This is a genomic window from Streptosporangium roseum DSM 43021 (assembly GCF_000024865.1).
Taxonomy (GTDB): Bacteria; Actinomycetota; Actinomycetes; order Streptosporangiales; family Streptosporangiaceae; genus Streptosporangium; species Streptosporangium roseum.
Genome location: NC_013595.1, coordinates 219,810 through 234,384, shown reverse-complemented (window position 1 = coordinate 234,384; position 14,575 = coordinate 219,810). Strand labels below are relative to the sequence as shown.

The following is a 14,575-nucleotide window of genomic DNA, read 5'->3' as shown; positions in this document are numbered from 1 at the left end:
GGCGTGGAGGTTCTCCACAGGGCCTATGAGAAATGCCTCATGGGGGTCAAGACGAGCTCGCCAAGCGGCGAATCAGCGAGGCCCTGAGCTCCGGAGTGTGGGGCCGTATTGGGGACGATCAGCCGGCATCGCCCGACAGCCGCCGGACCCCGAAACATGATCTACAAGCGAAAAGCCCTGGTCATCGCTGGGATGACCAGGGCTTCCGTTACGCACGGCCGAGAGGACCCGAACCCCTGACCTTCTGATCCGTAGTGGAAGGGCAGACGCCTCGTCAGAGGCGTTCCCCCTGCTCAGGCGGTGGATGTGGGCCGGCAGCGTGTGATCGTGTAAGGCGGTGTTGCTGTACGCCGCTGCTGTACGGCACTCCGCTCGGCGTGCGCCGGTGCTGCTGCCACCAGATGCACCGCTTGGGCGGGAAGGATCGGCAGCGGTCTCTGGCCTCTCAATCGGCGGCAGACGGATACCGGGATGCCGCAAGGTCTTCGGCAAGATCCCTCAAGGTGAGGTCGGCGTTCAGCGCGGTGACCACCGCCTGCGTCAGCGGACGCAGGGCATGGACGTGCCGCACCGCGTCGAGGTCCACGGGCACTTCGTAGTAGTCCTCGGCGAACCGCCGGAACGCCTCCGCGGGCGGATCGACGAGCAGCCCGAACAGATGCGCCGCTCCGTCGGGATCGCTCTCACAGTCCGGATACTCGATCTCACCCGCCCGCCGGCGGTCGTCGCCGGCCTCGCGCCACAGGCAGGCGGTCACGATCGGCATGCCGTCCTCGTCGCAGAACGCAGGCTCTTCGACGCAGTGGCGGAAGACGCCGGGGACCGAGTCGAGCACCCCCGGCCACGGCCCGTCGTTGGCGTACGGACTCATCACCGACTCGTGATCGAAGCCGCGGATGTACGCACCCATCGCTGAGAAGACTACGGAGTATTCATCTCCCGAGCCGTTGCGCATGGAGGCCATCTCCTCCCTCGGGCTCCAAGCCGCGTCGAAGGAGTGGTAGCGGCTCTCCCACTCCGGGCTCAGGATGGCCTCCAGCACCGCCATGGACCGGCACAGGTCGCGGAGCATCGGGACACCGGGCAGCAGACGGGCCACATCCTGAGCAGTCATACGCCCATCCAATCGAACGCCAGTGACTGAATCGTTCCGGATTTCGGGGACCTTGCTGTGTCCTGAGGAGGACTACAGCGAGATCACCGCGGTTCAGGAGCCTGGCAGCTCAGAACATCGAGATCTGATCCGCCATGGTGACCGACCTGCGGTGATCTCTTAGAAGGCGTTCTGAGCTGGACTTTTGGCGTTCACTGGTTCGCATCGTTCCGCACTGCTTCTTGTGCCCCTGTGCCCTGTGCCCTGTGCCCTGTGCCCTGTGCCCTGTGCTCCAGGCTTGGGGGCCTCCACAGTTGCGTCCACTCTCGGTGAGCTTCCTTGGGCTGCTCACGGCGCCGGGGTACCGCGATCGTGCCGGCAGGTCCTTACCGTGCGTGCTTTTGCGCTGGCGATTCTCATACTGTCGGGTGCGATTCTCCTTCCGCGGCAGGGCATGGTCGGGCGGACTGTCACGGTCGTCGGCGCGTCTGTCCCTGCGAAGCCAGGTCCTGCTCCGGCATTTCCGGACGTTCGATACGGGTGGGGTTGCCGCGTACGAGCTCATCGTGGACGCGCCAGCGAGCGGTGGTGACGGCACGCCCTGCCGTCGCGTCGCCGTCCTCGATGCGCTGTCGCAGCAGCCGCATGGCGATGCGGCGGTTGAGGCTGAACTGCCGCTCGGTGTCGACCACGACGACGATCCCCGAGGGCCGGTGGGTCGCCCGTACCGCCGTGCTGGCCTTGTTTCGATGCTGACCGCCGGGGCCGCCGGTGCGGCAGGCGACGATGTCGACGTCCGCCTCCGCGAACGTCGTGCGCGGGGTGTCGACCTGGCACGGTTGGGCGATGACGTACCAGTTCTTCCGGCCTGTGCCAGCCCGGTATGGGCTGGGGGCCTGCCAGCACAGGGTTCCGGTCCACGAGGCGGCGAACGCCTCGGCACCGGCTCCCGATATCTGGATCAGGACCGATCGGTAGGTATCGGGCCGGTCGCCGGGAACGGTCTGGGCCCGGTGGGTTTCCAGGTTCTGCCGGGTGGCATCGGCTTCCAGGCGGCGCAGCAGCCGGGCCAGCGCCCAGGCGCACTCCTGCGGGCCGCGCCCGGCTGACAGGAGCAGGTGGACGCTCACTGCCGGCCTCGCTTGCGGCGCTGGTCCCGCTGGGGTGCGGATCCGAGATCGGGTGTCTTGTAGGTGACCAGAGGGACCGTGGTGGCCACGGGCGTGGCCAGGTCATGGTCGACGAGGTCGGCGATCACCTGCTCGATGCGCTTGTAGGCCGTCGGCGCCTCCTCGAAGAGCAGCTGGCGGTCTCCGCACACCACCAGCGAGCCCACCGGCGTGCGGCGCAGTTCCTCGACCGTGTGCTTGGCCCGGCCCCGGCGCAGGGCGTCCGCACGCGACATCTTGCGGCCCGCGCCGTGCGCGACGGAATGATTGGCGTCCGGCCCGGCGTGGGCGGCCACGAGATAGGAGGGGGTGCCTCGCGTACCGGCAATGAGCACGTCGCGGCCGTCACCCGGCGCCGCTCCCTTGCGGTGCAGGTAGACCCCGTCGCGGACCTCGACCAGGTTGTGGCACTGGTCGACGAGCGGCTCGGCGGGCTCGGCCCCCAGGGCATGGGCGACCCGGGCGGCCATCAACCGCCGGTTGAGCGATCCCCAGCGTACGGCGTCGTCATGCATCGCCAGGTAGGCGCCGGGATCAGGGGCGGGGCCCGCACCGTGGACCGCGGTATGCGCCCGCAGGATCCGTTCGCCCAGCCCCCGGGAACCGCTGTGGACGATGAGAACCAGGTCGCCGTCGGCGAGTCCGAGACGGCTCGCGTGGCCCGGCTCGAAGACGGTCCCGATCCGCGCCAGCTCGACGAAATGATTGCCCCGGCCGACCGTCCCGAGGCCCTCGACGTGACCGGCGGGGATATCGCCCTTCACAACGTCCCAGGCCGGGTCGTCGGCATCCTGCTCGGGATCCAGCGCGCGATCGAGGTCGGGGAAGCGGGCGGCGAGCTTCTCGGGTACGGCGCGCTTGAGCTTCATGGGGAACACGGCGATGCCGCAACCGATGTCGGAGCCCACCAGGAACGGGTACAGCACGGTCGATGCCATGGCGGCGCCGATGGGGGCGCCCTTGCCAGGGTGCAGGTCCGGCATGGCGGCGACGTGCATCATGCCGTCGAGGGCGGCCACCTGGTGGCACTGCGCGAGGGCGTCGGACTCGATCCAGCTCGCGGGGGAGGCGAACACGGCGACGGTGGCCGGACCCATGGCCGTGGTGGACGGCAGCGAGGACTCCTGCCGGGAGTGTTGCTGAGACAAAAAGGCTCTCTTCCCTTAAAAGGGTACGGGCTGACAGCTAAAGGGGTATGGGCTGACAGCGTTGCGGGGCGCGTCGGCACCGTGGCATCTCGGAGTGGCGGGGTGCTGTCCGTCAGAGCGTCATGGACACCACGTTCCCTGAGCCCACCACGCGAGGCAAGCGGTTTTCGGTCGTATGGGCCTGTATGCCTGCACTCACCGCCATCTCATGACGTGTGCATTGCTGCGGTCGACACGCTGGAGAACACAGCGGATGCGTGCACTCTCATGCCGTGGCCTCATGGTTAACTCGCGCCGGCGGAAGGCGTCGACCCGTACCGCTAGTGCTTCGTTCCTTAAAGCAGGTAGACGAACTTATGCCGGAGGATTCGGGGCTGCGGGGATGGCCGTCCCCAGATCCAGGGCTGGGCGTGGGCGTTGAGTTGGGCGGTGGCGAGGGCGACCGCGTAGGCGATCTCGGTGGCGTCGGCGAAGGTCTGCCCGGCGAACGCGGCCCGGCGCAGTAGTCGCCACCAGCCCTCGGCCAGGTTCAGCCAGCAGGCCCTGACCGGGATGAACACCTGGCGGATCCGCGGATGACGGGCCAGCCATTGCCGGACCCGCCAGCTGAAATGGCTGGACAGATTGTCGGTGATGACGACGATCGGGCCACGCCGGTTGGCGGTGGCGATCTGCTGAAGCAGCTGGATCCAGCCGTCGCTGTTGCGCGAGGGCGCGCAGAAGGTGAGCTCGGTGCCGTCGCGGATGCGCAGCGCGCCGTAGACCCAGGTCTTGTCGGTGCCGCGTGAATACTCCAGCCGGTCCTTGATCCGATGCCCGCCGACCGACCAGCCGGGTGCGGGCGGGAAGGTGCGCGGGGTCACCGGTCCCAGCTCGTCGGCGCAGATCACCGTGGTGCCGGGCGGCGGGTGGGTGTAGAGGCCGATGATTTCGGCCCTTTTGGGGTGAACTGCGGATCGGTCGATTCGCTCCAGGAGCGGGTGTGCCGCCAGCGGACCTTCTCTGTGAGTAGGATCCGGCGGACCTGGCTGCGGGCGATGACGATGCCCTGCGCGCGGGCGGCGGCGGTCAGGCTGTCCAGAGTCCACTGCGCGGGACCGCTCTCGTCGTCGGCGACCAGGTCGCCAGCCCCTTCGCGAACCGGTCGTCCGGGCGGGGCCGAGCGCGCCAGGGCGATGACACACCCGCGTTCGATCTCGGTGAGCCGGGGTTTACGGCCCGCCCCGGGCCGATCGCCGAGCCCGGCCAGGCCTTCGGCGTTGAAGCGCTCGATCCGCTCGCGCACGGTCTGCATGTGACAGCCCAGCCTGGCCGCGATGGCGCTGGTGCGCTGCCCCTGCCAGCTGAAGGCGATCATCTGCGCCCGCGTGATCCAGTCGGCCGGGGCATGGCGGGCCCCGGCCAGTTTGCGGATCTGCCGCTCTTCTTCGGCGTCCGCCGGCGGACGCGCGTACAGCAGTTTCGGCATGACAATACCCCTGAGACCATCATCTCCCCAGGTCGGCGGGCAGGGATGTACGGCCGCATTCAGGAACGTCGCACTAGGGCCTGTACGGACTTCTGATCTTCAGAGGGGCTGAAGGCTTCGGACCCACAAGATGGCTCCGCGTAGATGAAGGCCCGCGAGGTAGCTGTCGGCCGTCGTGTCGAAGCGGAAGGCCGGCCCGCGCCACTCTTTGATGCGATTGATGCACCGGTCCGCCATGTTGTGCTGCTTGTAGAGATATGGATCGTGACTGACCGGGCAGCCGCCGCGGGAGCCACGTTTCTTGCGGTTGGCCGCCTGGTCGGTCTTTTCGGGGATGACGGCCCCGATGTGGCGCCTGCACAGATAACAGATAGAGGCGGTTGGCGCGACAGGAGTAGGCCTTGTCGGCTGCCACCGCGTCCTGGCGGGTGCGCGGGCGACCGGCGGGCAGCCGGATCTCGATGCGGGCCAGGACGGCACGAAACTGTGGGCTGTCTCCAGCCTGACCCGGGGTCAGGACGAAGGACAGTGGACGGCATCGCAGGTCGGCCGACAGGTGGACCTTGCTGGTCAGCCCACCTCGCGAGCGGCCCAGCCCGGCCGCCGTCAGCCGTATTCGGCGCCGCCGTTGTAGCCGCCGGCGTTCATCCCCGTCCCTGTCCCTGTCCCTGTCTTCGCCGGGTTCGCCGGCCTGGGCGTTGTACCCCTTTGGCGCAGCCCCTTTTCCTGCTCAGCGGCCTCCTCCAACGCCTTGACCACCGCACCGTCCACGACCATTGCGGCGGCGTGGCAGTGGGCACGGACCGTGGTGGAGTCCGCGCTGACCAGGTCAAGGTCGGCCTGCCCGCGGGCAGCGGCCTCGGAGATCACGGCCTGCATCAACCGCCCGAAGACGCCGGCCGTGGTCCACGACCGGAACCGGTCGTAGAGGGGGGACCAGGGCCCGTACTCGGCGAGCAGGTCCCGCCACGGGCTGCCGGTACGAAACCGCCACATCACACCGTTGAACTACCGGCTGAACTACCGGCGCAGGTCCGGGATCAGACCTCGCTCACCCAAGGGCAGGTGAGGATCGATCAAAGACCATTCGTCATCGGTGAGATCTCCACGCGCCATGGCGATGGCCTACCAGGACGGCAGACCACCGCGCAGGTGAATCCCTCTGATCTCAACTCCGTACAAGGTCCTAAGGCCCTCCAGGATGCGCCGCTCCTGGAGGGTCTTTCGCAGCATGTCTCGCGGATTCACCACTCGGGGAGCTCCTGTGCGTCGGGATAGAGCGTGACGATCTTTTCCAACAGCTCAGGACTGTCCGTCTGCACATCCCAGTGGCCGCTGTCGAACGCTCGGATCTTCACCTCCGGCGCCGATGGGCTGTCGCCGTGTCCGACAAGCTCTCCATCGATGAGCTGACACTCCACGCTGAACAGTTCGATGAGACGACCCGTGGTCACCAGCGAGCCCGCCGTGGCCTCGGTGATCGCTTCAAGCTCGGGGGAGACGAGCCAGTCGATGGTCAACCGCCAGCGGTGGCCGTCGATCGGGGCACCCAGAGAGGTGAGAACCTCCGCCAGGCCGACATAGCGGCCCCCTCGCCAGGCTTTGAACGAGAGAATGCGGGTCCCGGTCACATTCTTCCTCTCCTCCACGACGGATGCCTCTCACGCGGAGCATGCCCAAGGCACTCGATCAGTGGCGGATGGCAGACGCCGTTGCTGTAAATCGCTGCTGTACGGATACGAAAAAGGCCCTCCGGGATGATCCCGGAGGGCCTTTGACCTGCTGTGCGGCCGGAGGTACTCGAAACCCCAACCTTCTGATCCGTAGTCAGATGCTCTATCCATTGAGCTACGGCCGCTCGCTGCGTAAGTAATCATAGCGGGTCTTGAGCCGTGCCTCGAACCACTTAACGGACGCGTCCCTGACGGGCTCGTCGATCTCCGCGTTCTCCGGTGTGGGCGAGCGGACGTCCCCTGCTCATGGGATCGGAGGACCGGGGTGATCACGCAGGTGGGACAGGGGCGGTGTGGAGGATCGAGGGAGCGCTCTCGGGCAGCGGGTCGCTGTCTCGGCCAGGCGGAGTCCGGTGCGGTGGAAGCTGCCTTCGGGGGCGACGCGGAGGGGACGGTCTCGCGGAGGATCTTCAGGTGAAGGCCCCGGCGGTCGCGCCGCGATCCGCGATCCGCGATCCACGAACTGCGATCCACGAACTGCGAACTGCGAACTGCGAACTGCGAACCTGCGGGCAGGTCGGCGCGTTCCGCTCGATCGGGTCTGCGGTCTGGAGGTTCATGCCGGCCGGGTGTGCCTGTTCGCAGGGCCGGACATGGCTGGGGTCGCTCTGCATGGAACGGGAGGGACCGAGGTTCTCTGCGTGCCGTGCGGGTCCTCTGTGCATACCGTGCGAGTCTTCTGCATACTGCGCGGGTTCCCTACATGCCACACGAGTCACATGCCCTACGCATGGCGCACGAGTCACATGCCCCACGAGTCACATGTCTCACGCATGCCGCACGAGTCACATGCCACACGAATCCTCTGCATAACCGTGTGGCTCCTCTGCATACCGCACGCGCAGGCTATGTAGGTGGTCTCCGCCCTGGAGTACACAATTCAGACGGGCCCCAAGCCTGTGGAGGAGGTCATGCGCTGGAGTCGCTGGTGACCTTCCCGCCGCCGTCCCGATCGTCGGCGGCCTCCTTCGGCGTCTTCTTCGGGAACAGGGTGTAGCTCACCGGCCAGAGCGCCGCGATCAGCGGGACCTTGAGCAGGCTGCCCATGAAGGCGGTCAGAGCGGCCGTCCGCGAGGGGTCGTCGACGATGCGGATCAGGCCGAACAGCAGTGCGCAGGTGATGCCGTACGCGATGACGATGCGGATCCACACGCCCCATTCGTAGCGGGCCCTGGCCATGCCGCCGGGCGGGGGTTTCTGCGGTGCGGGGCCTCCGGCGAAGCGGTGGGCGAACGCGGCGTCGGCCCATTTGACGGTCCGGTGGCCGAAGACGATCGAGTAGCCGAGGTAGGCGGCGGCCAGGCCGTGGTGCCAGGCCGCCTGCGCCCCGCCGCGCATGTCGATGACGGCGGCGGTGAGCAGGACCACGTCGAGCAGTGGCACCGAGACCAGCAGGACCGTGCTGAGCCGCCGCATGCCCCAGAGATAGCGCGAGGCGAGCCCCAGCCCGAGGAGGACCCAGAATCCAATCTCGCAACCGATGATAACCGCCAGAATCATGGTCCCAGGATCACCGATCGCCCCCCGGCCGGACATCGTCGAGGGTGATGAACCGGCCTACATCCTTGTGTGTACGACATGTGTACGGCAGCCCCTTCCCCAGCCGGATCAATCGTCCCGCCGGAGGTGATGGGATGGAGGGCATGAGACGGGACGACGCGCTGTGGGCGGTGGCGTGCTTCGCCGGCGGCCTCGTCCTGCTGGCCGCCCACGCCTACCCGCACCGGGCGACGCCCGCCTACCTGCTCGTCGGACCGCTGCTGGTCAGCTGCCTGGGCGTCGCGGTACGGCGGAGCTCGCCGATGGCCGCCCTCTGGCTGGGCCTCGTGGCCATCGTCGCGGACGGCTTCCTGGGGCCCTCCATGGGCACGATCCTGGTCTTCACCGACAACCTCTACGCGGCCGTCCGGTACGGCCCGGCCAGGCTGGGCAAGTGGATGCTCGGCATCACCTCGGTCTTCGCCGTCGTCGGCGGGACGGCGGCCTGGTTCTTCTCGCGCGATCTGAGCCTTCTCGCCGTAGCCGTCGTTCAGCTCGGCCTCATCGGGGTCACCCCGGTCTCCACTGGGATGATCATAAAGCAGCTCCACGACCGGGCCGAGTCCGAACGGTCCAGGGCCGAGCAGGTCGCGCGGCTGGCGGAGCTGGACCGGCAGGCGGCGGTGGACTCCGAACGGGCCCGGATGGCCAGGGAGCTGCACGACATGATCGCCAACCACTTCAGCGCGATCGCCATCCAGTCCACGGCCGTGCTCTCCCGTAAGGACCTGAACGCGGAGGCCGTACGGAACGTCATGGAGTCCATCCGGGAGAACAGCGTCCAGGGCATGGCCGAGATGCGCACCATGATCGGGCTGCTCCGGCAGGACGGCGAGGAGGCCGAGGCCACCCGGCGGCGGGTGGCCGAGGTGGAGGATCTGGCCGAACGGGCGCGGGAGGCGGGGCTGGAGGTGCGGTTCCGGGTGGACGGCGACGCCCGGGATCTGCCCGCCTCGGTGGACCTCGCCGGATACCGGATCGTCCAGGAGTCGCTGACCAACGCGCTCAAGCACGGCGGCAAGGTCGCCGACCTGGTGATCGGCTACCGGCCCGGCCTGCTCACCCTGACCGTGGACAACCCGGTCGACGGCGCCGGGCGGGCGCTTCCCGGCGCGGGCGCGGGACTCATCGGGATGCGGGAGCGGGCCGTCCTCGTCGGCGGCTCCATCGAGGCCGGACCACACGACGACGGCTGGCGTGTCCGCGCCGAGCTGCCCACCGGGGAGATCTCATGACCATCCGAGTCCTTGTCGCCGACGACCACGCGGCGGTCCGCGCCGGGATCGTCCTCATCCTCGAAGGCCAGGAGGACATCGAGGTCGTCGGCCAGGCCTCGGACGGGGAGCAGGCCGTCGCCATGGCCCTCGGACTGCGGCCCGACGTGGTGCTGATGGACATCCGGATGCCGAAGCTGGACGGGATCTCCGCGACGCGCGAGCTGAGCGGGATCGCCGACGTCCTGATCCTGACCACGTTCGACATCGACGAATACATCTTCGGGGCGCTGCGGGCGGGGGCCGCCGGGTTCCTGCTCAAGAACACCGACGCCGACGCGCTGGTGGAGGCCGTTCGGGTGGTGGCCCGGGGGGACGGGCTCATCTCACCGTCGGTCACCCGGCGGCTGATCTCGGCCTTCGGCACGGCCGTCCCGGAGCGCAGGCCGCAGGAGGTCGGCGGCCTGACCCCGCGCGAGCGGGAGGTGCTGGCCTGCATCGGGCGGGGCATGTCGAACGCGGAGATCTCCGTCGAGCTGGACATGGCGGAGGCAACCACGAAGACCCATGTCAGCAGGTTGCTGAACAAGCTGGGTCTCCGCAGCCGCGTCCAGGCGGCGATCCTGGCTCAGGAGCTCTCGTCGGGGACCGGGACGTAGAGGGAGAGGGTCTCGGCGATGCAGACCGGCCTCTTCTGTCCCTCGGCCTCGATGGTCAGCCGCATGTTCGACAGGTAACCCGAGGGGGTTCCCTTGACGTCGACGAGCTCCGCCCCCGCCCGGATCAGCGCGCCGACCGGGACCGGCGCGGGGAAACGGACCTTGTTGAGCCCGTAGTTGATCCCCATGGCCAGGCCGTCCACCCGGACCAGCTCCGTCATGAATGACGGCAGCAGCGACAGGCTCAGGTAGCCGTGGGCGATGGTCCCCCCGAACGGTCCTTCCTTCGCCTTGTCGACGTCCACGTGGATCCACTGGTGGTCGTCGGTCGCGTCGGCGAACAGGTTGACCCGTTCCTGGGTGATCCGGCGCCATTCGGTGTAGCCGAGATGCTCGCCGACGGCCGCCTTGAGCTCCCTGACATTGTTGAAGATCCTCATACCTGGAACTTTATTCCGACGGAGGGACTGCGAGAAGGTTCACGACCGTGTACTCCTTGCCGCCGCCTTCCACGGTCGTCGTGCACGACGTGACCTTCCCCGTGGGGACAGGCTCTCCCGGCGGTCGGGGGACGGAGGTGGCGTCGACCTTCCTGCACTTCTCCACCTGCCGCTGCCCCTCGTCCCAGTAGAGGACCGACGTGGGCGAGGAGGAGGTGCCGGTTCCGTAGCCCCCTCCACCGGACGGGTCCCGCTTGCCGATTCCGGCCGTGGTCCCGGTGACCGGGTCGTACACCGCGGCCAACGGCGCCTGCGCGTCCTCGATCTCCTCGCCCCGCGCGTCCCGGCCCACGACCCCGGAGACCTGGAAGAGTCCGAACCCGCGGGCGAGGTGATGCCCCCCGCCCCAGGCGCTCAGGTCCGGCGGGCTCTTGCGGTCCGAACCGTCCACCCGCTGCACCACGCTTGCGTTGTTCTCCTGGTCCTTCTCCTTCCCGAAGCACCAGACCGGGCCGCAGCGGAGCCCCTGGACACCGTCCGGGACGTTCACCTCGGTCGTCTGCCCCGTCTCCAGGTTGACCACCTTGGTCTGGTTCTTCTGCTCGCCCTCGCCCTCTCTCCCGTTGGCGACGTCAACCGCCCATGGCCAGGACATCAGGTGGAGGCCGTCCGTCCCCGCGATCTTCTCCGGGGAGCCTCCGGCCAGGGGCATGCGGTAGATCCCCCCGCCGGCCGCCGACCAGACGACGGAGTCCGCGGTGACGCCGATCCGCTCCACCTCGGAGAGGTCTCCGGTGACCTGCCCGACCTGCTTCGCCGTGCCGCCGGCCCGGGGCACCACCCAGAAATCGGCCCATTTGTCGGAGTTGTTGGGAGTCTCCCCCCACCACGCGATGTACTCCGATCCCACCTCGACGGCCTGCACGAAATAGCCCTTGACCCCCTCGGGGGCAGGCGTGTCGGTGAGCACGGTGCTCCGGCGGGCCGCGGTGTCATATGCCTCCAGCCGCCCGGCCTTCTCGAAGGAGGACTCGGCGACCAACAGCAGCTCGGTGGCGCTCAGCCCGGCGACCGGCCGGTATCTCCAGCCGTCCGCCGTCTTGATGGGAATCTTGGTCACCGCCGCGGGCCACACCTCGGCCGCGGGCCGTATCGCGATCTTGCCGGTGCCGGTGCCGGTCGGCCCGACGGACGTCGTGGCCGTGGCCGTGGCGTCGGCGAGGATCCGTCCTTCTCCGCCCCCGCTGGAGAAGGTCCCCCTGGCCACCGCCGTACCACCGCCGATCACCGCGATCACCCCGGCGACCGCGAGCGCGGACTGCACCCGCCTGCGCGTGCGCCGCCCGCGCCGCCGGTGAACCGCCGTGAGCAGGTCGCCCACCGGTGGAGGCGCGGCGTCGGCCGCGCCGGCCAGCGTGCGGGCCAGCTCCGCCTCGCTCCTGTCGTACGTCATCACACTCGCCCCGTTTCGAGATCGGTGATCCGGATCCTGAGTTTGTCCAGCGCGCGGGCCGCCTGGCTGCGCACCGTGCCGCGCGAGATGCCGAGGAGCTCGGCGATCTCCTGGTCCGGCAGGTCCTCGTAGTAGCGCAGGACCAGCACCGCCCGCTGTTTGGGCGGCAGGCCCTCCAGCTCTTTCCACAGGCCGACGTCGCCGTCGAGGCGATCGTCGGTGTAGGTCACCTCGGGAACCGCCTCGACCAGCCGTTCCCTGCGCAGCCGCCGCCAGAGACTGATGTGCAGGCGGGCCATGGTCGTGCGGACGTACCCCTCTGGATCATCTTTTTTCCGGATCCTGGACCATGCGTCCCCCAAGCGCATCAGCGCCTCCTGGGTCAGGTCGGCCGCATCCTCGGCGTTACCGGTGAGGACGTAGCCGTACCGGTACAGCGCGTTCCCCCGCGCGGCGACGAAATCGGTGAACTCCACGACCCAAGGACGCGGGGGACCTCCGTTCTGTTGCATCCCTCGCCTCACCGCCCTCTCCCCGCTGAGTCCACTTCACCTCCCCGCAGAGTCCACTTCACGACTTCACCGCCTCCGTGGACCTCGCGGGCTTCGCGGGCTTCGTCGTTACTCGCCTATATCTCCTCCCGATCGCCTTATGTGATGTCTTCTCCGTTTTGCCAGGTGTTCCGCTGTACGGCCCGCAGCGCAACATCAGCCGTTCACATGGACTCCCTAGCGTGCCGCCATGAGACGACGCATGACGATCACCCTTGGCGCGGCCGTACTGGCACTGGCGATGGCCGCGCCCGCGGTGGCCGACCCCTGGCGCCCCGGGTTCGACCGCGCCACGCTGACCGGGTTCGCCTCCCTGCCCGCCCAGACGTTCGTGCCCGGAAGCGAGCCGTCGGGGGCCCAGCTCGGAACGGCGCCGGTCAACGGGGTGACCCCGCCCTTCGCCGGGCAGCCGGTGCAGGGCTTCAGCGGCATCGTACGGCGGCACGACGGCACCTTCGACGCGCTGTCCGACAACGGCTACGGCGCCAAGGCCAACAGCGCCGACTTCCTGCTGCGGGTGCATCGGATCAGGCCCGACTTCCGGCGGGGCAAGGTCGAGGTGCTCGGCGGGTTCGACCTGAGCGACCCCGACGGTCACGTGACCTGGCCGCTGACCCGGACCGACCGGAAGCTGACCGGCGCCGACTTCGACGTGGAGTCGATCGTGCGGACCCTCGACGGCACCTACTGGATCGGCGACGAGTTCGGCCCGTTCCTGCTGCACTTCTCGCCTACCGGCAGGCTGCTTGAGGCCCCCGTCTCGCTGCCCGACGTGAAGGCCCCGGAGAACCCGTTCCTCGACGGCGGCCAGCCCAACCTGGGCCGGAGCAAGGGATTCGAGGGCATGGCCCGCTCGGTCGACGGCCGCAGGCTGTATCCGCTGCTGGAGGGCACCGTGACCGGCGACCCGTCCGGATCGCTGCGGATGCACGAGTTCGACCTGCGCAGGCGGGCCTACACCGGCAAGCGCTGGACCTACCGGCTGGACAGCTCGGACAACGCGATCGGCGACATGATCGCCGTCGACCGGAACCGGTTCCTGGTCATCGAGCGTGACAACCTCCAGGGGGACGCGGCCAGGACCAAGCGCATCTACCTGGTGGACACCCGCGACCGGGACCTGCGCAAGACCCTCGTCGCCGACCTGCTCGACCTGGCCAACCCGCGCGGCCTGGGCGGGTTCGGGGAGACCTTCCGCTTCCCGTTCCAGACCATCGAGGACATCGTGATCCTCGACGACCGGACGCTGGGCGTGCTGGACGACAACAACTTCCCGTTCTCCGCCGGCCGTACGCCGGACCGGCCCGACGACAACGAGTTCATCACCATACGGCTGTCGCGCCCGCTCCTGGCGGACCCCCGCGTCTACCTGTGACGGCTGCGGACCCCCGCGTCCGCCTGTGACGTCACGGTCCGCCTGTGACCCTCTGAGGGGCTCTCCCGGCCTGACGGGAGAGCCCCTCAGGCGATGAAGCGGGGCCGGTCGCCCCCCGGAGTCGCGGGCTCCGCGTCGACGCCCCGCGGCGGGCCGCGATCCCCCGAATCCCGGCCATGCGCCCTCATCGTAAATTAATTCCGTCTAATTCGATGATTCGGACCGAAGTCGTAATCCGGCCCGGAAAGCGAACCGCCGGAAGTGGTGGATGAGAATACTTTTCCCGCGCCGCGACACCCATTTAATCTCCGTTAACCGCATCGACGCACCGTCACCCCTACCGTTGGATATCTCCCGGCTGTCACCGCCATGGTGATTTCATATGAGCCCGATCCAGCGGAACCACCGACGATACGGAATGAAATGACCTCTAACGGCAACAGGAGTGCTCTCTCTCCACAGCCCGGCAGGCGGGTTCGGGCGTGGATCGTCGCGACGACAGTAATCAGCGCGTTCCTGGCGGGATCACACCAGGCGCCGGCCGGAGCCGCCGCGGAGAAGCCGGACACCAGCCTCCCCTACCCGGTCTCCCGTAATGGCGGGACGGCTCTGATCAGCCATTTCGGCGGCCCTTCCGGAAATTCGACGTTCCTCACACCGGGAGGCTGCAAAAACGCATACGGCAAGCAGTCCAAATGTCTGCGTGGCCCCCAGGGTCCCCAGGGCCTCCAGG

At 68.4% G+C, this 14,575-nt stretch carries 13 protein-coding genes, 1 tRNA gene and 1 pseudogene; 3 read left to right on the top strand and 12 right to left on the bottom strand.

The window, feature by feature from the left end; genetic code table 11:
* Positions 1-445 precede the first annotated feature (445 nt).
* The 9 genes and pseudogenes from SROS_RS01145 to SROS_RS01100 all read right to left on the bottom strand — a co-directional run bounded on the left by SROS_RS01145 (position 446) and on the right by SROS_RS01100 (position 8,111).
* Positions 446-1,114, bottom strand: coding sequence for a hypothetical protein (locus tag SROS_RS01145; protein ID WP_012887027.1), 669 nt, complete (start codon positions 1,112-1,114; stop codon positions 446-448).
* Positions 1,115-1,563: 449 nt separating this feature from the next.
* Positions 1,564-2,223, bottom strand: coding sequence for a peptide chain release factor H (gene prfH, locus SROS_RS01140; protein ID WP_012887026.1), 660 nt, complete (start codon positions 2,221-2,223; stop codon positions 1,564-1,566).
* Complete coding sequence (locus SROS_RS01135) at positions 2,220-3,410, bottom strand: RNA ligase RtcB family protein (RefSeq protein ID WP_012887025.1); 1,191 nt, start codon at positions 3,408-3,410, stop codon at positions 2,220-2,222. The genes prfH and SROS_RS01135 overlap by 4 nt, the downstream gene beginning before the upstream one ends.
* Before the next feature lie 335 nt (positions 3,411-3,745).
* Positions 3,746-4,300, bottom strand: a complete 555-nt coding sequence (locus SROS_RS01130; protein ID WP_012887024.1) for a transposase — start codon at positions 4,298-4,300, stop codon at positions 3,746-3,748.
* The gene (locus SROS_RS01125) at positions 4,297-4,878 is read right to left on the bottom strand and encodes a helix-turn-helix domain-containing protein (RefSeq protein ID WP_012887023.1); all 582 of its coding nucleotides are present in this window, start codon (positions 4,876-4,878) and stop codon (positions 4,297-4,299) included. Before SROS_RS01125 ends, SROS_RS01130 begins: the two co-directional genes overlap by 4 nt.
* Positions 4,879-4,977: 99 nt before the next feature.
* Positions 4,978-5,994: pseudogene (locus SROS_RS47055) on the bottom strand (IS5 family transposase).
* A gap of 128 nt (positions 5,995-6,122) precedes the next feature.
* On the bottom strand, positions 6,123-6,509 hold the full coding sequence (locus tag SROS_RS01110) for a hypothetical protein (RefSeq protein ID WP_012887021.1): 387 nt from the start codon (positions 6,507-6,509) through the stop codon (positions 6,123-6,125).
* Between the two features lie 154 nt (positions 6,510-6,663).
* Positions 6,664-6,736, bottom strand: a tRNA-Arg gene (locus SROS_RS01105).
* Positions 6,737-7,520: 784 nt separating this feature from the next.
* A complete protein-coding gene (locus tag SROS_RS01100; RefSeq protein WP_012887020.1) occupies positions 7,521-8,111 on the bottom strand; it encodes a hypothetical protein in 591 nt (196 codons plus the stop codon).
* A gap of 143 nt (positions 8,112-8,254) precedes the next feature.
* Between SROS_RS01100 and SROS_RS01095 the strand changes: the two genes are divergently transcribed.
* Together SROS_RS01095 and SROS_RS01090 are read left to right on the top strand one after the other, a co-directional pair.
* Positions 8,255-9,385 carry a sensor histidine kinase gene (locus SROS_RS01095; protein ID WP_148268910.1) on the top strand — a complete coding sequence of 377 codons (1,131 nt, stop codon included), beginning with the start codon at positions 8,255-8,257 and terminating at the stop codon, positions 9,383-9,385.
* Positions 9,382-10,023: a response regulator gene (locus SROS_RS01090; RefSeq protein WP_012887018.1), complete on the top strand. Its 642-nt coding sequence runs from the start codon at positions 9,382-9,384 to the stop codon at positions 10,021-10,023. Before SROS_RS01095 ends, SROS_RS01090 begins: the two co-directional genes overlap by 4 nt.
* On the opposite strand, the gene SROS_RS01085 is transcribed toward SROS_RS01090, so the two are convergent.
* From SROS_RS01085 to SROS_RS01075, 3 genes are read right to left on the bottom strand one after another with little or no spacing between them, the layout of a single operon-like run.
* A complete protein-coding gene (locus SROS_RS01085; RefSeq protein ID WP_012887017.1) occupies positions 9,993-10,463 on the bottom strand; it encodes a MaoC family dehydratase in 471 nt (156 codons plus the stop codon). The two genes, SROS_RS01090 and SROS_RS01085, sit on opposite strands and share 31 nt — an antisense overlap.
* Positions 10,464-10,473: 10 nt before the next feature.
* A complete protein-coding gene (locus SROS_RS01080; RefSeq protein WP_012887016.1) occupies positions 10,474-11,916 on the bottom strand; it encodes a hypothetical protein in 1,443 nt (480 codons plus the stop codon).
* A complete protein-coding gene (locus SROS_RS01075) occupies positions 11,916-12,392 on the bottom strand; it encodes a SigE family RNA polymerase sigma factor (RefSeq protein WP_245564533.1) in 477 nt (158 codons plus the stop codon). The genes SROS_RS01080 and SROS_RS01075 overlap by 1 nt, the downstream gene beginning before the upstream one ends.
* Before the next feature lie 265 nt (positions 12,393-12,657).
* Here SROS_RS01075 and SROS_RS01070 point away from each other — a divergent pair, with 265 nt between their 5' ends.
* On the top strand, positions 12,658-13,842 hold the full coding sequence (locus SROS_RS01070) for an esterase-like activity of phytase family protein (protein WP_148268909.1): 1,185 nt from the start codon (positions 12,658-12,660) through the stop codon (positions 13,840-13,842).
* Positions 13,843-14,575 lie beyond the last annotated feature (733 nt).